Origin of the sequence: Flavobacterium franklandianum (assembly GCF_007097365.1) — a bacterium.
Taxonomy (GTDB): Bacteria; Bacteroidota; Bacteroidia; order Flavobacteriales; family Flavobacteriaceae; genus Flavobacterium; species Flavobacterium franklandianum.
This window is the reverse complement of sequence record NZ_VJZR01000002.1, coordinates 405,509-427,455: the sequence shown is the minus strand read 5'-3', so window position 1 is coordinate 427,455 and position 21,947 is coordinate 405,509. Positions and strand designations below refer to the sequence as shown.

Annotated in this window: 20 protein-coding genes; all 20 read right to left on the bottom strand. The window is 31.0% G+C overall.

All coding sequences use genetic code 11. The features are described 5' to 3' along the window. Positions 1-60: 60 nt before the first annotated feature. The 20 genes from FNW17_RS04365 to FNW17_RS04270 all read right to left on the bottom strand — a co-directional run bounded on the left by FNW17_RS04365 (position 61) and on the right by FNW17_RS04270 (position 21,432). Positions 61-810, bottom strand: a complete 750-nt coding sequence (locus tag FNW17_RS04365; protein WP_143390275.1) for a glycosyltransferase family 2 protein — start codon at positions 808-810, stop codon at positions 61-63. A gap of 369 nt (positions 811-1,179) precedes the next feature. Next, entirely contained in the window at positions 1,180-2,124 is a 945-nt protein-coding gene (locus FNW17_RS04360) for a UDP-glucuronic acid decarboxylase family protein (protein WP_144070966.1), read from the bottom strand. 109 nt (positions 2,125-2,233) lie between these two features. Next, positions 2,234-3,055 carry a glycosyltransferase family 2 protein gene (locus FNW17_RS04355; RefSeq protein WP_185965262.1) on the bottom strand — a complete coding sequence of 274 codons (822 nt, stop codon included), beginning with the start codon at positions 3,053-3,055 and terminating at the stop codon, positions 2,234-2,236. Between the two features lie 46 nt (positions 3,056-3,101). Then, complete coding sequence (locus tag FNW17_RS04350; protein WP_144070964.1) at positions 3,102-3,656, bottom strand: LbetaH domain-containing protein; 555 nt, start codon at positions 3,654-3,656, stop codon at positions 3,102-3,104. After that, positions 3,646-4,725: a glycosyltransferase gene (locus FNW17_RS04345; protein WP_144070963.1), complete on the bottom strand. Its 1,080-nt coding sequence runs from the start codon at positions 4,723-4,725 to the stop codon at positions 3,646-3,648. Before FNW17_RS04345 ends, FNW17_RS04350 begins: the two co-directional genes overlap by 11 nt. Before the next feature lie 213 nt (positions 4,726-4,938). Then, on the bottom strand, positions 4,939-6,018 hold the full coding sequence (locus tag FNW17_RS04340; protein WP_144070962.1) for a glycosyltransferase: 1,080 nt from the start codon (positions 6,016-6,018) through the stop codon (positions 4,939-4,941). A gap of 39 nt (positions 6,019-6,057) precedes the next feature. Further along, positions 6,058-6,723 carry an acyltransferase gene (locus FNW17_RS04335; protein WP_235893239.1) on the bottom strand — a complete coding sequence of 222 codons (666 nt, stop codon included), beginning with the start codon at positions 6,721-6,723 and terminating at the stop codon, positions 6,058-6,060. Between the two features lie 2 nt (positions 6,724-6,725). Continuing rightward, a complete protein-coding gene (locus tag FNW17_RS04330; RefSeq protein ID WP_144070960.1) occupies positions 6,726-7,865 on the bottom strand; it encodes a glycosyltransferase family 4 protein in 1,140 nt (379 codons plus the stop codon). Then, positions 7,862-9,184 carry a hypothetical protein gene (locus FNW17_RS04325; protein WP_144070959.1) on the bottom strand — a complete coding sequence of 441 codons (1,323 nt, stop codon included), beginning with the start codon at positions 9,182-9,184 and terminating at the stop codon, positions 7,862-7,864. The genes FNW17_RS04330 and FNW17_RS04325 overlap by 4 nt, the downstream gene beginning before the upstream one ends. A 10-nt stretch (positions 9,185-9,194) precedes the next feature. Beyond that, the gene (locus FNW17_RS04320; RefSeq protein ID WP_144070958.1) at positions 9,195-10,436 is read right to left on the bottom strand and encodes a glycosyltransferase family 4 protein; all 1,242 of its coding nucleotides are present in this window, start codon (positions 10,434-10,436) and stop codon (positions 9,195-9,197) included. Then, positions 10,433-11,023, bottom strand: a complete 591-nt coding sequence (locus tag FNW17_RS16625) for an acyltransferase (RefSeq protein WP_144070957.1) — start codon at positions 11,021-11,023, stop codon at positions 10,433-10,435. The genes FNW17_RS04320 and FNW17_RS16625 overlap by 4 nt, the downstream gene beginning before the upstream one ends. Before the next feature lie 55 nt (positions 11,024-11,078). Beyond that, positions 11,079-12,029: a glycosyltransferase gene (locus tag FNW17_RS04310; protein WP_144070956.1), complete on the bottom strand. Its 951-nt coding sequence runs from the start codon at positions 12,027-12,029 to the stop codon at positions 11,079-11,081. A gap of 450 nt (positions 12,030-12,479) precedes the next feature. Further along, entirely contained in the window at positions 12,480-13,286 is an 807-nt protein-coding gene (locus FNW17_RS04305) for a glycosyltransferase family 2 protein (protein ID WP_144070955.1), read from the bottom strand. Between the two features lie 89 nt (positions 13,287-13,375). Beyond that, on the bottom strand, positions 13,376-13,936 hold the full coding sequence (locus FNW17_RS04300; RefSeq protein ID WP_235893238.1) for an acyltransferase: 561 nt from the start codon (positions 13,934-13,936) through the stop codon (positions 13,376-13,378). A gap of 5 nt (positions 13,937-13,941) precedes the next feature. Beyond that, positions 13,942-15,234 (bottom strand): MATE family efflux transporter, encoded by a 1,293-nt coding sequence (locus tag FNW17_RS04295; protein WP_144070954.1) that lies wholly within the window; start codon positions 15,232-15,234, stop codon positions 13,942-13,944. Between the two features lie 47 nt (positions 15,235-15,281). Then, positions 15,282-16,694 (bottom strand): nucleotide sugar dehydrogenase, encoded by a 1,413-nt coding sequence (locus FNW17_RS04290; protein WP_144070953.1) that lies wholly within the window; start codon positions 16,692-16,694, stop codon positions 15,282-15,284. Between the two features lie 160 nt (positions 16,695-16,854). Beyond that, positions 16,855-17,280 (bottom strand): adenylyltransferase/cytidyltransferase family protein, encoded by a 426-nt coding sequence (locus tag FNW17_RS04285; RefSeq protein WP_144070952.1) that lies wholly within the window; start codon positions 17,278-17,280, stop codon positions 16,855-16,857. Between the two features lie 696 nt (positions 17,281-17,976). Next, positions 17,977-20,166: a hypothetical protein gene (locus FNW17_RS04280; RefSeq protein WP_144070951.1), complete on the bottom strand. Its 2,190-nt coding sequence runs from the start codon at positions 20,164-20,166 to the stop codon at positions 17,977-17,979. Then, entirely contained in the window at positions 20,163-20,897 is a 735-nt protein-coding gene (locus tag FNW17_RS04275) for a hypothetical protein (protein WP_144070950.1), read from the bottom strand. Before FNW17_RS04275 ends, FNW17_RS04280 begins: the two co-directional genes overlap by 4 nt. 4 nt (positions 20,898-20,901) lie before the next feature. Further along, entirely contained in the window at positions 20,902-21,432 is a 531-nt protein-coding gene (locus tag FNW17_RS04270) for a T9SS type A sorting domain-containing protein (protein ID WP_143390259.1), read from the bottom strand. Positions 21,433-21,947 lie beyond the last annotated feature (515 nt).

Below are 21,947 nucleotides of genomic sequence, written 5' to 3'. Positions count from 1 at the left end.
AATATTCAGTAATAAAAAATCCTTTTTTAAAAACAAAAAAAAGGATTAGAAATACAGATTTTATAGTTGAACTAAGTACTGCCTTAAAGCAATAGTTTTTTTAAGAAAGACAACTGCAAATGCCGCTAAACCGTGAAATCTGTAAATTTTATAGTCTTCATACAAAACTTCGAAAGCTCGTTTTATGCTAGTACTCATTCCGCCCATTCTCATTTTGACAATATATGCATTAATATAACCCATATTAATTTTATGCTTGTAAATATAACGAAGTAAGAATTCTGTATCAGAAGCTATTTTAAAATCAAGGTTGTACAAACCATGTTTGTCGATTATCGATTTTTTTAAATAAACGGTAGGATGCAAAGGCAACCATCCCGATTTGACTTTTTTAAGACTAAAAATACCTCCTATTCTGTCACGAATCAATCGCTCTTCTTTATCATTTGAAACATAAACTCCATCCCCGTAAACTCCATCTAAATTTGGTTCATATTCAAAACGAGCTGCAATTCTTCTGATAGCGTTTTCGTCATAAAATTCATCATCAGAATGCATCAAGCCGATAACATCGCCAGTTGCCAATTTAACTCCCTTGTTAATAGCGTCATACATCCCTTTATCAGGTTCTGAAACATATTGACTTATCCTATCTCCATAAGACTCAATAATTTCTTTTGTTCCATCTGTAGAATTACCATCAATTATAATATATTCGACATCATGATAATTTTGTTTCAATACACTTTTGATAGCTTTTCCAATAGTCGCTTTACGATTGTAACATACTGTGATAATTGTAATTCTCATAATAAATATTTATTGAAGTAAAAATCTTTCTCCTTTTCGAAATCAAAATTATATCAAAGGTATTCTACTAAAAAATGTTTTCGATGAAACACAGCAATACTCGTTAAAAACACAAAAAAACTATCTTTAACATTCAAAAGGCATAGAAATGCGCCTTTAATTAGAAATTAAAAAAGGGCAGTTCAAACTGAACTACCCTTTTTAATTTCTAATTAATCATTTCACTAGTATATTTATTTCAACTAGAGCATATTATATATTTTATTTATTGAACCAATAGTAAAACTAAAACATTAATAAATGTAACAGCTATTTTCTAATAGAGTAAAACATATTGTAAATAAATCGTGGTTTCAATAAAAAAACAGACTACAATTTTAACAATAGCTTGTCAAAATAGCTGATGGTTGTAACCAACCCTTCACGCAATTGTATTTTAGGCTCCCACCCTTCTAGTTTATCTTTAGCTAAAGTAATATCGGGTTGTCTCTGTTTGGGATCATCTTGAGGTAAATCGAGATGAATGATTTTTGATTTGGAATTCGTCAATTCTATAATTGCCTGAGCCAATTCGAGCATCGTAAATTCATTTGGATTTCCCAAATTTACAGGTCCCAAAAAGGCAGGATCTGAACCCATCATCCTAATCATACCTTCTACCAAATCATCTACATATTGAAACGAGCGGGTTTGCAAACCATCTCCAAAAATGGTAATATCTTTTCCTTGTAAGGCTTGAACAATAAAATTGGACACTACTCGCCCATCAGCTGGATTCATATTTGGTCCATAGGTATTAAAAATACGTATGATTTTGATGGCAACATTATTTTGATTGTGATAATCCATAAATAAAGTCTCGGCACAGCGTTTGCCTTCATCATAACAAGAACGAATACCTATTGGGTTTACGTGCCCCCAGTAACTTTCGGGTTGGGGATGTACAAGAGGATCACCATACACTTCACTTGTACTGGCTTGCAGCACTGTTGCCTTGACGCGTTTTGCTAGTCCCAATACATTAATAGCTCCCATTACAGAAGTTTTTATCGTTTTTATAGGATTGTATTGGTAATGAACAGGCGATGCAGGACAAGCTAGATTGTATATTTCATCGACCTCAGCATAATAAGGCTCTGTAATGTCGTGGCGTACCATTTCAAAATAAGGATAGTCTAACAAATCAATTATATTCGATTTGGCTCCTGTAAAGTAATTGTCAAGACAAATCACTTCATTTCCTTCATTTAATAATCTTTTGCACAAATGGGAACCAACAAATCCAGCTCCTCCAGTTATTAATATTTTTTTCATATTAGTTTGTTTTATATTTTTCTGAATTTAATTGTTAATATTAATTCTAAAAATAAATATTATAAAATTTGATTTTCTCATTTGCCAAGCTCCCAAAAAAGAACTATTATTATAATTGATTTGACTTAGATTCTACTTTTTTTAAAATAATAAATTGCTCATAAATACTTTTCATAACACAAAATCTAAATCCTACTTTACCATCCAAAAAACCTAATTTAAGTATGTACATATAAAAAAACTTAAATAACGGCCGAAAGGGCATTTTGTAACTCAATGCTTTAAGTACTCTTCTTTTTTCGTGTGACTCTCCATAGATTAATTTACCAAAAGATATTTTTTTCAAGTTCACCTTTTGCTCATTTTCAGCCTCCTCAGAGGCATATTTTAAATGTTTAATGACCCATTGATTAACCCCCTTACTGAAAAAAAAATGCTCGTAAGCATTTTCTAATTTTCCTAAACCTTTTTTAAGATTACATTCTCTTTGCCCGTGTCCATATTGTTCAAATCGAGCATCTGTAAGTTTATGAAATCGCATTTGATAGACTGTTCCCGCTGAGTATTTCAACCAAGTACCCCAAAGTATTTCTTTTGCCGGTACCAAAAATGCACCAAATTGATAAATATCAATAACTTTATTACATTCTATTCTTAACTCTTTTGTAAAATGTTCATCTGCATCCAAATGAAACACCCATTCATATTTAAAATCTATAGTATCATTTGCAAAATTACGCTGTTGAGCAAAGTCTGTAAATTTATTTTGAAAAACTCTTAATCCATTTTTTTTTGCAATTTCAAAAGTTTTATCACTACTGTAACTATCTATAATAACAACATCATCGCACCATTTTATAGAATCTAAACAATCTAATAATGTGCCTTCTTCGTTATGAGTTAATATGACTATGCTAAATTTATTTTCCAAATTATTTATATCTTTTTTATTAAACAACTAATTTTTTGAAATACAATTATTCATTTGTTCTAAATTTAATTAGTTTCGCAGGATTACCTCCTACAATAGTATTTTCAATTACACTTTTGTTTACAACAGATCTAGCTGCAATAATCGCATTATCTTCAATACGTACTCCGGGACCTATAAAAGCATCCGCAGCAATCCATACTCCATTTCCAATTTTGATTGGTTTTAGTATCAAAGGGAAATCGTTTTTTGCATAATCATGCGTAGAAGCACACAAATAGGTCTTTTGTGAAATTACCGTATTAACACCAATACTAATTTTTCCTTGATTATAACAATCCACATTGGGTCCTAAACTAGAATTTGCTCCCATTTCTAAATTCCAAGGTGCCCATATTTTCACTGAGGCATAAATATGGGAGGACCAATCTATTTTAGCACCAAAACATTTTAGTACCAAAACTCTCCATTTTTTAAATAACCTAGAAGCAAAAGTTCGAAACAAAATTATACAAACTAAGTTCCAAACCAATCTCGAAATTTTATTCTTTAAACTAAAAGAATGACTGTAAGTAGATAAATCCAATGTATTATTTTTCATTGAGAACCTTTTTATATAAATCAACTATCTTTTTTGACACTTCCTTTAAGTCATATTTTTCCGCTACGAGTTTTCGTCCTTGATTTCCCATAACTTCTAAAATTTCAGGTGGTGTAGAAAAGACTTTTTCTAAAGTATTTTTTAAATTTTCCACCGACAAATCAATCCACCACCCACATTTATAGGTCTCTAAATCTTCCCAGGGAGTTCCTGTAGTGGTTATAACTGGAACTCCAATTACTAAAGCTTCAGCTACAACATTTCCAAAATTTTCACTGTAGGTGGGAAGAACCAATACATCTGCAGATCGCAAAAAGTCCCATTTATCTTTGTCGTATTTTGCCCCTACAAAATGTACGTTTTTATATTCCTTAACGCTACTTATTAATTTTTTCATATAATCTGGATCTCCCTCACCTCCGATTTCTAAAGACCAGCCTTTAGTCTGACTATTGCACCAAGCTGCTAACAAAAGTTCAATCCCCTTTTTGGAATGAATGCGCGACAAAAATACCATTTTTTTAGTACCATAGTTTTGTTTTTTTTCTTTTATAACGCTCAAATCAATACCGTTTGGAATAATGCAAATGGGATTGTTAAACCCCAATTCTTTGATATGATTGGCTTCCATAAGAGCGGTGGCGTGAATGTATGATGCTCTTTGGATAGCCTTCTTTTGATATAAAAACATACCGATTTTTTTCTTCCAAGAGTTACGAGCCATAATCCAAGGTTCTAGCATGCCTCTTGTAGTTATTATATAGGGTATTTTTTTTTGATAAGCCCAAAAAGCCATCACTTGAATGTAGGGATTCCAAATATGTTGGAGGTGAATTATGTCTACATCCTTAGGAGATAATCTGGAACCATAAAGAAAGAGTTTCCAAATAGAATAAAAGCGAACAGTTAAACTTGCTCTATCTGCCACTTTTACCATATCAGAACTCTCCTGTGTTATCAATTCGATAGTTGTGTCGAGCTCTGCCAATTCGACACAAGTTTGAGGTACCGATCGGGCTGGACCTCCAGAGCTTTTATCAATTGAATTAACTATATGTACTACTTTCATAAATTTTTGTTTTTGTTATAACTAGTAAAAAATATATTTTACCTATAAAAAAATAAATTGTTGCAAATATGGTGCGGTTGTACCATAAATTTTAAATTGAATTCTAAATAAAATCACCATCATTACAAATATAAAAAATCTTCTATTTTTATAGAAAAGTGTTTCAAATACTTTCCCTTTTTACCTGAAATGCCTTCTGTAATATTAAGTAATTTAATCCAGCATTTTTTTGTATAAATCGCATAATAAATAAGCCACCGTTTTGATGTCATATTTTTCTGCTACGAGTTTTCGTCCATTATTTCCCATTGTCTCTAAAATTTCAGTAGAGGTATTAAATACTTTTTTTAAAGTGTTTTCTAAATTGTTAACTGATAAATCAATCCACCAGCCACATTGATGTATTTCTAAATCTTCCCAAGGAGTTTTTCGGGTAGTAATCACAGGAACACCAACGGCTAAAGCTTCAGCAACTACAATTCCAAAATTTTCGCTGTATGAAGGTAGAATCATAAGATCGGCGGACCGTAAAAAATCCCATTTATCTTCACCATATAAGGCTCCAACAAACCTAACATTGTCGAGGTCTTTTGAACTCTGGACAAGCGATTTTAAATACCATGACTTTCCACTCCCCGCAATTTCCAGAGTCCAACCTTTTGTATCACTGTTACGCCAAGCTTTTAGAAGTAATTCAATACCTTTCTTAGGATGAATACGAGATAAATAAACTATTTTTTTGGTCCCATACTGTTCCTTAGCCTTTTTTATTTCGCTTAAATCAATCCCATTTGGAACGATACTAATCGGATTACTGAAACCCAGAGCTTGAATATTAACTGCTTCCATCTGAGCAGTAGCGTGGATTCGTAAAGCACTTTGAATGATTTTTTTTTGGTAAAAAAACAGGCCTATCTTTTTTTTAATAGGATTGTTCGCAAGTATCCAGGGTTCCAACATACCGTGAGGGGATACAATTACTTTAATTCCCAATTTTTGAGCTTGCTTCTGAAAACCATAATTTTCAGGACTCCAAATACCATTGATATGGACTATATCTGGTTTTTCGTCAACTAAAAATTGACGAAACTCTTTCAACATCAAAAACCACCTAATGATATTGGTGTCAAAAAATTTAATTTTAACTCCATTGATTGCTATTGGATCGGGTGAGATTCCAGTGGCAATTATTATTTCAAGATAATTTTTTAACTCAGAAGTTACTAATCGGATGTATTCCGTAGTACCTCCTTTATTTTTATCTATACCAGCAATAAAATGGATTACTTTCATTGTTCAATTTTAAGTTTTATGGAATCTAAGATTTTGTTACTAATAAACAAATCCTACTTCTCTATTAAAATATTTAAATTCTTTAGATAATTCTTTAATCTCTTTCGCTGGATTCCCTCCATACAGTCGATAAGTGTTTGTAAAAGATTTATTTAATAATGAGTTTGCTCCGAGTACACTGTAGGCTGGTAAAGATGCTCCACCCAAAATAGTTGATGCAGTTCCAACAAAACAATAATCTCCTATTGTTATAGGATGGCTGTCTTGAATATTCAATTCTAAATTAATGGAATGCGTCAATAATTGGCTAGAATACCCGGCAATCGTTACAAAACGACCAATTTTAATTTCATTGGTACAATCGATATGGTGATTTTTAGTAATAGCAGAATGTTGACCAATAATTAAATTTGATTTACGGTCTTCTTGATGCAAAAAATGTTTAGAATTAGTATTAGTAGGAAATCCTGTAATCCAATTTCCACGTGCAATGCTGGAATATTTTTCAATAAAAATTAAATCTAAATGTAAAGCAACATTGAAATGTCCAATTTTAGAATTCTTATCCATTACTAATTTTTTTGGATAAATCCAGGAAAGTCCTATTCTAGCAGATGGGTGAATTTCGTATCTAAAAAAACGAACCAACATCAATCGTTTTAACGACCAAGGCAATAAAACAGTTATTATTTTTAGTAAAAACATAATTAATCATTTATTAATTCTATATACTGCCGTATTGTATTTTCAAAATCAAACCGTTTAGTATTGATATACCCCAAACGAATTACTTTTTTTCTGAATGGTTCACTATTCAATTTCCTTAATTGATCTGCAAATGAAATCACATCATCAGGATTAGCATACAAGGCTGCATTACCTCCCACCTCATCCATCATTGGTGCTTTATTACTAGTAATAACTGGTGCTCCACAAGCCTGCGCTTCAATAATAGGCCATCCGAAACCTTCGGAATAAGATGGGAAAACCATAGCTTGACAAATCGAGTATAAGGCAATAATTTCTATATCTGTAGGACGATCTAATTGCACTATCCTATCGCTAACTTTCAATTTTTCAATTAAATTAAGTAGTTCAATATTTAATGGCTCTCCCGCTAAAACCAAAAGACCATCCCAATCGTCTTGCAATTCATCAATCAAATGTATCAATAATTTTCTATTTTTTCGTACCAAATCAGAACCAACATGCAATAGTAAAGGTTTATCATTTTGAAGTTGATATTTACTAAGTATCTCCTGTACTTGGTTCACTTCCATAGCTTCAAAATTTTTAGAAATAGCATTGTGTATGCAAATCCACTTTTTATTTAGACGAGGTAGTGTATCAATCTCCGTTAATTGATTCAATGTAAATTCAGATACTGCTGCTAATTTCTTGGCTCTAGATATGGCTTTTAAAATAATTTTTTGCAACACTTTACCTGATTTTGTTGCTGAGCAATAGGTGTCAGTAAACCCCAATCCAGCTCTAATTGCTAAAACATCGTGACAGGTTATTATAGTTTTATTTTTAGGTAAAAAATAGAGGTAAAAGGCATTAGAATGATCGCAAATGTGATAGCCAACTCGCTTGGATAAAATAAAATTTAAACTACGAATATAATAAAGTTGAAAGGGGAATACAAGGAATTTGTCAACATATCCAAACCATTTTTGCAAAATAGGACTTTTGAAGCCTAAATTTCTAAATATTTTATAAGGACGAATGACACGCGCTTGGAGTTTTGATTTTGCATATCCCTCAGCCATTAATTCCTCGAAAATTCTCATACTGAACTGGTTGTCAGGCTTATAATTTCCTATTAAAATTATTTCTTTAATCATAAAATATTTTTTTCTGAAGGAGTTTCATTTTTTTTCAAACTAGCCATTACTAAGCCTGCCATACTGACACCATATCCTAAAATACTAGGTTGCGCCCATTGACCCTGTGCAATTGCAGCACAAGCGGCTCCGCAAATAATAAAGGGGAGTAATTTTTCTTCTTTTGGTAAATTCCATGATTGAATAGCAATATTGGCTGCAAAAAATAGACGTAGAATAATTAGTCCCCCTCCAAAAATAATTCCTTGTTCTCCCGCCAAACGACTAAACTCTGTTTCTGCAATTAAGAAATCCACTTTACCAGATAACATTTTTGCTCCAGCATTGGTACCCATACCCAAATTACCCGCAAACAACGGTTGATTGAATAAATCAACAATTGGCTGCATAAAATCATTTAACATTCTTAACAAAATTGAGTCTGTTAAACCACCTCCACTAGTGCTTTTATTAGCAGCATCAACACGATGCATAAATACTTTTGAACTTAAGTTAAATAAAGTTGAATATTGCTGTAAAATAAGTATTACACAATATAATACAACACCTACTATTATTATTTTAAACATCATTTTGGCACTGGTAACCGAAGCCATTATGGCAAACAAACCAACTATGAGTACACTAACAACTGCACCTCGGCTAATGGTAAGCGGTAGGGCTATAACTAATGTTGTAGTACTTGCATAAAGTAAGATTTTGGGACAAGGTTCTTTGGACAACCAAAAATAAAATATAAATACTGACACTGCAGAATAAAAAATAGACAACCCTGAGGTAAATGAAAAAGTACCAGAAGGTCTAAAATAGCCCATTGCCCCCGAAAAACCGGCACTTCCCTCCCCTCCAATTCCGATATTAATAAAAGCGGATTGTGGACTTGTAAATTGAAAATAAACAATTAATGTTACCAAGATGTTGACAACCAACATCGCACGACCTAATTTTAGCACATCCTCTTTTGAAAAAACAGAACCAATGATAAAAACCAAAGGAAAATGTAGCATCATAATCCTTGCTCCATACAGCCCTACAAATAGATTCCCATGACCAAAAGTTAGTGTTACTACCAATCCTAATAATGTAAAAATTGCACTTAAAACTACATAAGGATTTAAAAATTTTACATTCAAATTTAAAGCCTTAATTATAATATAAACTGCAATTGGATCACGAACAATCAACAAAGGGGTAGCTAAGCTAGGTAAAATCCATTTTCTTAATGCTCCTTCAAAAATCCAAAGTAAAAAATACAACCAAATGGCTATTTTTATTGCATTATAATTCGGAATTACCGCTTGATCTGAAACTGTATTCATCACTCTTTTTTTATACCTGCTTTAACGATGAAAGTGCATCTGCCATCTCTTGACCATAAACCGCCCATGGTCTAGTTTGAGCTTTTTGTTGAGCAGCAAGTCCGAATTGTTCTACAATTTCTGGTGTTTCAAGTATTTTAGTGAAGACTTCTTTGATTGCCTCAGAAGAGCCTGCTGGCACAATCCATCCATCCACGCCATCCTTGATTACGTCCGGCCCTGCTGTACGATCTGTTGTAATAACGGGAACCCCTTGCGACATTGCCTCTGTAATCACCAAACCAAAACCTTCAAAAAGAGAAGGAAAAACAAAAACATCATGTTCGCGCATACAAGATAACACTTGATCATGAGACAATGATGGTATCCAATGATGTTGTTCTAAAGCGATGTTTAATGCGTTGCAGTTAGGAACAGCTTTATTTCCTATAATAGTTAACTCCACTTTATTTTGTAATCCTTCTACAGCTTCAAATAAATACGAAAGTCCTTTTCGTTGCGATAAACCACCAACAAATAAAATTTTTAGTTTACGATTAACTAGGGATAGATATTTTTTTTTTTGACTAACTTCTGGAAAACCATAAGGTATAACTTTTATTTCTGGTAAATTTCCAGGATACTCTTCTAATGTTTTTTTGGTAAAACTGCTTGCTACAAAAACAATATCAGCTAAAGATAGTTCTTGGTCTTTTTTATGTAACTTGGTTTGAGAATCATTAAACCCTGTGAGTGTTTCAGACCAATTTGGATTGGAGTCAAATTCATTTTGCATTAACAAACGAGCACTTTTCCAATAACCAATAGGTAAATCATAAATACAATTTATATCCAATTTTTTTGCTTTAGCAAAAGTGGCTAAAGCCCCATCTTCATAGGCATATACCCCTGTAATTCCTTCTTTTTTGGCCGCAACTAAACTATTTGCCACCCATTTATCGTGTTTTTGGTACACCTTATCAATGCAAAAAAAACCTTTTTCGTGGGACAATAAAAAGTCTAAATGTAATTTTGAAGCCAATAAACGACCAAACTCATAAAAAGATTTTGATTTTGTGTAAGGCTGCCACGATTTATCTAAACTTCTTCTTTTTAAATCTTTTAATTTAGATTGTTCACCTAATTTGAATAATAATTGACCTTGAAAAATAGCAACACAAGTATATAATTTAAATAAAAAATTTTTTTTGTGTAAACCATTTATTAAGGCTTTTGCATTTGCGTTTAATGTGGGATGAGAAAACAATATCATTTTAACCAAGCGTTATTTGTGGCAAGAAATTCACAAGGATTATAATTCAAAACTTCTATTCTCTTTTTTTCTATTTCTTTTGCTGGATTACCTATTACAATAGCATAGTCGTTTACATTTTTACTTACTACAGCACCAGCTCCCACAACTGCCCCTTTTCCAATTCGTACACCCGGCAAAATAATTGCATTCGTAGCTATCCAAGCATAATCGTCTATAAAAATTGGAGCTTTTTTATGACGCCAGAACGAATCCAAAACATCATGTGAGGCACTTAAGATAACTACACCATCATTGATGCAAACATATTTTCCTATAGTTACTTTATCATGCAAGGCAATCTCAACTCTACCAATAAAAGAAAATTCTCCAACCGTTAAATTTCTTTTATTTCCTCCAATTTTGGCTATCCCCATTTCAGCAGTATCAGATATTTTAGCACCTTTTCTGACAAGTTTTCTTCTTCGAAAATTAAATAAAATAACATCTTGTAAAGTAAAAATTCTTTTTACCCAACAAATAAAAAATACTTTACTAAAAAATTTATATTTTGAACGATTTATCCATAAATAATTAAGACTGGCCATAAAAATTAAATTTATAATTAACTAAAAAAATTATATCTTATTTTATTCCATAATTTTATTTCTTTTTGAATCTTTTTTTAAAACCTCCAAATAGTCCTAAATAAATAGGGATACAATTTTTAAATGGCAAATAAACGACTTTTAAACCGTTCTTTTTAATCATAAAAAATGCTCTTATAATACCAGGCTGAATTTTGGATCCTATAAAAAATTGTTTAAAAATTAAAAAAAATATCTCATATAAAGGTCTAAATTTTGCATAAACATAATTTATATTGAGTGTTTTGTTGTAATTCAATTCAGAAAAGATATCCCCTCTTTTATCATAGGATTCACGTTGACTAATAAAATGGTATAAAAAATTATCATTATCATATATAATTTTAAACCCATTTGCTTGGATTCTTTGAGCTAAATCTATCTCCCAACATTGCTCAGCTCCCTTAAATTCTAAAAAACTATCAATACACATGCTTTTTAATGCTTCTCTTTTAAAAGATAAGTTTACTCCTTTCAAAACATCAACTTCTGATGGTGATTTAATAATTCCAAGATGATGATTCCCTACCATAGTATTCCATTTAAATACACCAACTTCTTTTACAGGATTATATCCATATTTAGAATCAAGGTTTTTATCAGTTAGTTTATCAGGGCCTCCAAAAGCTCCCATTTTAGGGTCATTTAAAAATCCTTCTTTAATTCTTTTTGCCCATCCTTCGGGAAGTACAATATCATCATCTGTCAAACAAATAATATCTTTAGTACTTTTAAGTAAACCACAATTTAAAGCATTTACCACACTTGCTTTTTGAATTTGAATAACTTTAAAATTGTCATTAAGACCTTTATATTGTATTGCTAAATTGAAACTTTCAATATCATTTGGTCCAATTACAATTATGACTTCATCAATGTCATTAATTTGTTTATATACTGATATAAGTGTTCTTTGAAAATCAATTATTCTTTTATATGTAGGAATTATAAGACTAATTTTGTTCATTTTTTATGTAACTTGTTTAATGTTCTAAAAAAGGTTTGTATTTTTATTATATCAAAAAGCTTCTTAAATATTTTAGAGGATAATTTTTTAAAAAATCATTCAATTTAACAAAAATTAATTCAAAATCCGTTGATTCAATATTATATTAAATTATTTTTTTCTGGTTGTGTTAAAAAAAATAACTAATTTACTTTTTCTAATTGCAAGAAAATTGAAAAATTTAATTTCTATTTTATCAAAAAAAATGCATTTCAAAAAAAATTAAAATTATAAACAGTCAAATTGTTTTAAAATATCAAATTCAAAAATAATGTAAATTAATTAAAATTATTTTTAAAACTTTTTAAAATTTGCCAAATAGTATCGTAATTTTAAAAGTTGTCTTCCTAATTTTCATTTCTAATTTGGACTGTTGTAAATGATTGTTACATTTATATTAGAAAATAAAATCTAATAAAAAATCAATAAAAAATGACAATAAGAAATCTCAAGATAAAAATAAAATCCTTTAAATTTATATTCTAACAAATTCTTACCATTTTTAAAAAAAGATCCAACAAACAAATTTATTCTTTTCACACGATATTTAAAATTCTTTGGAGTATTTGCTTTTTTAATTGCATATTGATGAGATTTTATCCATTTTTTATAATTGGCCCATTTATCAGCTCTACGCCACGGATGTATTACCTTTGCACTTGCAATAAAAGTAGTATTTACAACCGCTTTTAGTCTTTCATAAAAATCAGTATCTTCAAGAGCTGCAAATGGAAAACCTTCATCAAAACCTCCTAATTTATTAAAAACTTCTTTTTCAACTGCGATATTACAAGTCCAAAAACAACCTCCAGTTAAATTCATAGGGCATTGTTCATCAAATCTTTCTCTATGTCTATCTGCATTTATATACCCTTCAATACCTCTATAAACTCCTTTATTAATTTCATTTAAATATGACAATAAGATGTCATGATCTGGAAGACAATCATCATCAATAAAAACAAGCCAATCTCCTTTTGCTTGTTTTGCTCCATTATTTCTATTTGATGCAGGCCCTTTTTGAGGTCCAGAAATAAAATGAACAAAAGGATATTCGCTTTTTAAATTTTTAATTTCTTCGTTTTGTTTGCTATCATCGCTTACAATTATCTCAAATTTTGTTGAATCAATAGTCTGAACATCAGGCATTAAATTATCCAAACATTTTCTCAATAAATCATATCTATTGTATGTGGGTATTATTACTGATAGAAACATATTTTATATTTTTTTAATTATTAGAAATTTTAATTAATATTTTTAAAAATTATAACTCATTTTAAAAAATTCATTTTAAAAATATTATATTATCTTTTTTTAATGAAACGCGCAGGTACACCAGCCCAAATTTCGTATGATGGAACTGATTTGTTTACTACTGATCCTGCTGCAATAATACTTCCCTTACCAATAGTAACTCCCTGCAATATAACACACGATGTACCAATCCATACATCATCTTCAATAATAATTTCTTTACTTGTTATTGGTTGCAAATTAATATTTGCATTACGATTAAACTCATGTCCTGTATCATTAATTGTACATTTACTAGCAATTAAGCAGTTACTACCAATAACAATCTTAGTATTACAAACAAACTCACAAGCGTGACCAATAAACACTTTATCCCCTAATTTAATATATGAACTATCATTAAAGGGGTGCCATAATCTAAAATCAACATCATCTTGTATCTCACAATAGCTACCTAAAATTAATTTGTTCGGCCAATCACACCTCATTTTCCCAATTTGGGTACCACTACCCGCCTGCATACCTCTTACTTTAAATAAAATAAGAGAAATATTTTGAACAAAGTTACGAACTTTAATATTTATTAAAGCGACTATGTTTGGTCGTTTCATAGCTATTATTTTTTTATTTGTATGATTTTGAATACACTGAACAAAGTAGTTTGCAATAATGCGACTAAACCCAAAGCTATATTTAAATACAAAACTCCTTTTAAACTACTTAAATCTAATAAGCTAGCAAAGATAATTATTGCCAACAAATTAATAGTAATTAACACAACTGGTGGCAATGCCCAACCTCTACTACTATACAAAGAAAATGCAATTCCAGATATCAAACCAATACAACTGCCAACAAAACTTAACACAAGTTCGTAATTTAAACTCTTATAGTCTTTACCAAGAATCCAAAGTATTGGAATTGGAAAAAAGTAAACGAACAAAACTATCAAGCTTGACGATACAATTAGTATCAACATGATTTGAATAAAACGTTGTAATAGTATTTTTTTTTCCAATGCCAATTTTGCAAAACGAGGAATTATTAATGTTCCAATTATTGTGCCCAAAACAGATAATAGTATACTAATTCTGCCTAAAGCACCCAGCTGTGCTAGAGAAGTTGTATTTCCAAAAATTGAAATTAGCCAAATAGTAATTTGACCAGACACACAAAAGTAAATAGAAGTTGGCATAATTTTCTTAACTAAAGCTAAAATTTCGAGACGTATTTCTCTATCGGGTTGTTGATTCTTGTCTGCATATTCATAACCCATCTTGCTCAATTGAAAATTACCCCAAATTCGAGGAATGCCAGAAGCTAAAATACCCACAAATGCCCAAGGAAATAGAAACAATGTCAAAGCTGTTAATAATAACCTGCCCAAACCAACTTCAACTTGATTTTTTTGCAAAGGAAGTATAGCTTGATGCAATTTAGGTATAATTTCAAGCACAGAGTCTGACAAAGCAGCGTAAAAAGCTGGAATTAAAGCTAATGCAATGAGTAAGGATGTTAACCAACTAGCTCCATTATGTACTAAAAGATAAAATAAAATTGGCACAGATACTAATAGGCTCACAATTCCAAATTTCCGCATTAAATCTAAACCGGTAGCCAAAACAATTCCCATTTTTTCATTATTCTGCCATACTTTTCCTCCTTGAGCCAATACACTAGTACTGATACCGCCATCCGTGAGTATTGCCATTGTTCCCAACATGGTATTTGCCAGAGTATAATAGGCATATTCCTGAACTGGTAATAAACGAATAATTAAAATACCTGAGGCAAACCCCACAGCCTGCACAATAATTTGAGCACCGCCAGTTATCGAAATTAACTTTCCCCAACTAACGATTGTATTGTACTTAGGATGTCGTTTTAATTTTATTAAAATATTTTTCAAGTGATGGAATTAAATCGTTAAAAATAATTTTTTTTTAATTAAGAAGGTTACCCTTTCCCAATTCCTTTGACCTGAAAACCAATTGCTATTAATTTTTCTACATCAAGAATGTTACGACCATCAAATACAAAAGCGGGTTTATACATCTTGGTATAAATACCTTCCCAATCGTAGGTTTTAAATTCGTCCCACTCGGTCATTACCGCAACAGCGTGAGCCTGATTCAAAGCCTCCATAGGAGTTTTATAAACAAAAATTTGTTTCAATTTTAATGCTATTTTTTGCTCTGTAAGCCCATTTAATTCCCATAAATAGCTCATATCGGCTTTAATTTTTGCCTCAGAAACTTTAGGGTCATAAACATGTATTTGAGCACCATCCTCGATTAGATGTTCCGCTACATAAATGGCTGCAGACTCTCGGGTGTCATTCGTATCTTTCTTGAACGCCCAACCCAAAAAAGTAATTTTTTTGTCGCTTACGGTATTAAATAACGAACTGATAATTTTTTTGGCAAAACGCGATTTTTGGTAATCGTTCAATATAATTACTTGCTCCCAATAATGGGCAACTTCTGGTAAATTAAAAAAGCGACACAAATAAACCAAATTTAAGATATCTTTCTGAAAACATGAACCTCCAAATCCTACCGAGGCTTTCAAAAATTTAGGTCCTATACGGCTATCCGTTCCAATGGCATTGGCCACCTCGTCGACATCAGCCTCTGTAACTTCACACAAAGCCGAAAGTGCATTAATAGAAGATATGCGTTGTGCCAAAAAAGCATTTGCTGTCAATTTAGACAATTCAGAAGACCAAACATTAGTGGTTAATATTTGCTTTGGTGTCAACCAATGTGCATACACATCAACCAGAGCTTGAATTGCTTCTTTGCCTTTAGGAGTTTGTTTCCCCCCTATTAGTACCCTATCGGCATTAAATAAATCTTCAATAGCAGTTCCTTCAGCCAAAAATTCTGGATTAGATAACACCTCGAAATGTACACCATTTCCCGTACTGTCCAGAATGGTTTGGAGGGTTTCGGCTGTACGAACAGGTAATGTTGATTTTTCGACAATAATTTTATCGTTTTTTGCTATTCGGGCTATTTGTCTAGCACACAATTCTACAAATTTAAGGTCTGCAGCCATGCCTTTCCCTTCTCCGTAAGTTTTAGTTGGCGTATTTACTGCGATAAAAATCATATCTGCAGCATCAATTGCAGCATCAACATCTGTAGAGAAAAAAAGATTACGCCCTCTGGCTTCACCAACAACTTCGGCCAATCTGGGTTCATAGACTGGTAAATTATCTAAATTTTCATCATTCCAAGCAGCAATTCGTGCTTCATTTAAATCGACCACAGTCACTTTAATTTCAGGACACTTTAACGCGATAACCGACATCGTTGGACCACCAACATAACCAGCGCCAAGACAACAGATATTTTTTATTTTCATTGTATATTAATTTTTCTTCAAATATATTTATATATTTAATACTATACTCCCTTTAATGCAAAAGGATAAAATATTCTCTATCCAATTTTGATCTTTCTGAATAATAATCAAATTAGACATTACCATAGAGCTCAAATACAAATGCATTATCTAGTGTTCATTAGTATATGTTTGAAAGTTCTTTTTTATACACTTCTTGACGAAGAATTGTACTTGAAAAACGATGGTCTCTAGTATTAAAAAAAAGTTCGATTCCCTTGTCCTCACAATACGTTCTGCCAGTGAAATCTGTGTTCTTGTATTCATCACCCACAATGCGGACATCAATGGTGAATGACTTCAAGATGTCTTCCAAGTCTTGCTCAGTAGCATAAGGAACCACTTCATCCACAAACTTGCAGGCTTTCAATTGAATGTAACGTTCGACTACAGTTTGTGTAGGTTTATTTTTTGTTGGACGGTCCAAAGTAGGATCAGTCTGTAAGCCCACAATTAAATAATCACAATGAAGTTTTGCTTCTTCAAGCATTTTTACATGCCCTGCGTGTAACAAATCGAAGGCACTAAAGGTTATTCCTGTTTTCATCTTTCTAGTTTTTTACATTAATTAGGTATATTTGGTGCATTATAATTCAATTGATTGGTAAATTAATTTCTTAAAATTGTAAGCATTTTTTAAGAATTGAATAAGGGTACCCCAACGACAGTCCCATATAAACTATCCAATTACTCTTGAAAATTATTGATAATTAGATAAATAATATTTTGAATGGATAAAAGGGTTATTCAAATCAAGGCTAAGTCGCGTTTTGCACACTAATTTATTCAAAAATGGAACAAAAATAATTTCTTATTATTGTTTCAATTAGTGCTGCGTGTTTACAAAACACAAAATATCCTCATTTTTGCTTCTTTATCTATTATCATTTTCAAAAATATATAAGATTTTCTTACTACAATAATAAATCTGTTCAAAGGATTTTAAAAATCGATAAAATACAGTTCAATCGATTTCGGCTTTATAAAACAAAGAAGAAGATGCCTATTATCTCTAAATCAAAAGTTGGTGTTAAAATTGAAAAGTAGTGGAAAAATTTCGTTTTTTATTAACACCAATTAGAATTCTATAAAAGTTTGATTGTTTTTTGTCACTTTTAGCGCTTTCGAAGTTCAGCATTTTGACAAATATAGTAAGAGATCTAGTTCATTTAAAAAAAATGAGGTTCCGATTAATTGTTGTTAATCTGAACCTCTAAAATTTTATAATTTTGGGTTGTTTTTTTTATTGCGTCACTAAGAATTGAGGGTATGGATTTGGCTTAGAGTTAATAATTACGGTTGGAATATTATCATTAATATTTACTAACAACTTACTCAAAGTAGGATTTGATAAGAAATTACTATTTACGTAAACAGCTTGTGTCTTTCCGTAAGTTCTTGTAACATTTCCTGCTATTATTGAGTTAAGTATATAATTCTGGTTATTATAATGTGTAGTAGTTAATGAAAATAAAGGAATATTATCACTAAAATTACATCCTTCAATAAAACTTCCCCAACTTCTGATTATAGCATCTGTTGTATTGTTATTATAAAAATTACAATTATACAATGATAAAGGGCTATCACGTATAATATTTGAACCTTTATGATTGGTAAAATCACAATTAGCAGCAAATGAAAAATTGTGACTATAAATATCAAATGCCAAATCATTATTGTCAAACTTACAGTTTATCCAAGCATTTAAATTATTTGCTCTAGTAGCTCTCATTGAAATTGCTGTATTACAATTTATAAACTGTCCGTTATAAAAAACAGCTTTATCTACATAACCTGCGTTTTCAAAATCATATGTAGGTTTAGGTTCTTGAAAAAATCCTATATTACAATTTACAAAACTTATATTATTTAAAAAAACATTGTCAAGCCCAAAATTCCAATACAAATGAATACCATAATTTTGATTTCTAAAAACAACATAATTAGAATTTAAAAAAGCAAGTTGTCTTATCTCATCTGGTGAATATAACCCAACACTGCCTCCCTGCAAAGTTAAAAAATCTAATTTAAAATTATTATCTCCTGTCGGTGATTCAAAAAGTGTAATTAAAGGAAAATCATCTGTTAAACCACATATCACTGTTTTTCCTGTTCCTGAACCTTTTATTCCTTTTAATCCATCGACTATTAGATTTAAGGTAGAACCAATATAAAAAACGCCTTCTGGAAGCTCAGCAATACCATTTGTATCAATTAAATTTTGGATGTACGCTCTACTATCAGGTTTTCCTGCTCTTTGAGTTCTCCAATTTGCACCAAGTGGGTCTGGTAAAGTTTCCCAAGTTGGTCTTACCCAAGGTGTATGTTGCGTTCCTATAATATGATTTGTTAACTGAGTTGAATTTTGAACAATTGATTTTTGAACAATTCCATTGTAAGTAATATCGTTATCTGCAATACCATTATATGGAAGGTCATCAATAAAATAAGCTTTAAAATCGTATCCTATAATTGTTCCTGCTTTTCTTACATAATCATCATGTCTTCCTTGGTAGTATAGGACATTAGTTTTTGAAGAAATAGTTGGCGAGCCACTTTTACCCTCACCTTTAATATATTTATGAAAAAATAATAAATTATTAGCATCTATATCAAATGTAGGTGTTTGAACAGAAGAATAACTATTTGCACCACCAAAATCTGCGATTTTTACATCGCCCATATTTTTAGCATAAAACATTGGTTTAGTACCTAAACCATTTAGATTCCAAGCTTCACTATCCAAACCCACAAAAGTTGCTGATTGTAGATTATCTATATCAGTCGTTTCACCAGCTGGTGTTAAAAAATTTGTATGTAAATGAACATTTCCATAACTAGGAGTTGTGCTATTTCCTTTCATAACAAGTTGTGGAGAATTACCATGAACTTGATGTCTTATTATTTTATTATTTCTAAAATAACCTGAACCACTACAATCTATTTTTATTGCAGAAAGAAAATTTATCAGCAAATTATTTTCAAACATTACATTTGCGCCAATCAAATTACTGTATTTAATAGATTTGAAAGTGCAACCTGAAATAACACTGCCAGATTGAAGTAGAATATTAGTAGGAGTTAAACTTTCTAAATATACTTTGGTACTTCCTGCAGCAACAGTTATCGTAGAAACTTTTGTTATGGAAGGATGTCCATACAACCTTTGATTACTTCGCATAACAATATTGACTCCTGAGTAATCCCCTTTTTCTAATCGTACTGAACCATAAGTATCTAAAGCAACTTGCAAAGTGGCTTTTTTAGTTATAGGTAATAAATAAGCCTTAAAATATTCAATTTCTTCTAGTTGGTTATTTACTATTGGCAATACCGGAAGTACTTGTTTTTGAGGCTCATCAATACCATAGTTGTAGTTCTGCGAAAAAACTACACTTGAAAAGAGTAAAAAATAGATTAGATGTTTCATTGTCCCGATATTATATAAGCATTTACACCTGATTTTCTTAGCAACCCAAATTTTACGTTCCCAGTTGTACTAGTAAACAGCGCACTAAGATTCGAATAGTTAATTGTTACGCCTGAGGATGCTTGTATTGTTAAAACAGCTCCATTATGAGCTTCTAAATTAATAGTATCACCTACTAACATGCTTCCAAAGTCAGAAGTTAATGTTAATATTGATGATGTTGTACATTCAATAATATTGTTTATGTCAGAAGCAGCAATACTTCTGGAGGAAGTAAATGGTATAACTACTGCTTTAGAAGTATTTGTTCCAGTTGCACCTACTAATCTTTCGGCAGTTTTTGCATGTAACGCATAAGGTACACTCAAAAGTTGTGTAATCCCAATAATGTTATAATTTGTCCCACCAGTAGCATCCACTTGTGTTTCTATAAAATAGGGTCCTTTTTCCCAAGCTATGGCACTAAAAGTGCCTGATGCAATATTTCCTGTTCCAATTTCAAGAGAAACTAGACCGTTGTTATTTGTTTTAACTAAATGAGTCTCTTCATAAACTTTAGTTCCTGTTGTAGCACCTTGATGCACAATAACTTTCAGACTTATATCCGAATTTTTTACCAAGCTATTGGTTTGTGATCGAATAATTGCTTGATAACTCAATTTTTCTGGTGCCTGTGCAAAAACATTAAGCGTAACAGTCACAAATAATAGTATGGTAAGTATAAGTTTCATAATTTTATTTTTTTAATATTTTAAACGTTTTCAAAATTTTGTTATCAACATATACTTGGAGTATATAAATAGAGGAACTAAGATCATTTAAATCAATCCGAGTATCAGCTTGATCAATTGTGTTTTGTTTTAAAAGCCTACCTTGTAAGTCATATAGTTGGTATGATTGCAGTCCACTTTTAAACTCAATTCCTTCCATATTTACAGTAACAAAATCTGTTGTTGGATTTGGGAAAATGACTATTTCTGCTTTGGGCTCAACACTATTTTCTGGAGTATCTAAAGTTTGACTTAATTCTTCTTGTTGAATTCCTTGGGCTACATCGTAAACAGATTCTCCAATATAAGTATAGAATACTTGCCCGATTGAATAAGTAACTGAACCAGAACTACCAGTTGCATCGTCACCAGATGCATTAAAGGTTTCCATAGTATCATTAGCATTTGCTTGAGTAGTTTGACTAATACCTTTAAAAGAAAAAAGCAACATCATTATTACAAGTAGGTTTGTAATATTTAAATTTAAAGATTTCACGATTTTTGGGGGCTTTAATTAATTTGCATTTATTTCTAATACAAAATTATTTAATTAAAAAAATAAAACCGACAAAATTCTAATATATCCGATTAAATACACTAAAATAGTATTATTAATGATATTTTACTTACGTTAAGCAATACGGGAAACACAATGATAATGTTAATAGTTTCCTTTTAAAAAAAACATTATAAGACATTACTTATGTTTTAAAAAAAAATCAGGATGATAATCATATATCTTCGATGAACTACTTAATATTTACAAAATAACGTTGTTTTATTTAAATAATTGTACTGGCAAACTCTTTTTATTTAAATTTTAAAATATATGTGAATATTGTTTTTATTCCATAATAATTAGGGCGTTTAATTAGATATTTCATATTTTAATTAACAAGTACTATGCTGGCTTTAAACTATTTATGCAAAAAACAAGAAAAAACCTTTATCTAGAAATATTTCCACAATTGAACATATTTTTTTTGAGAAAGATATAATTGTAACAAAAGT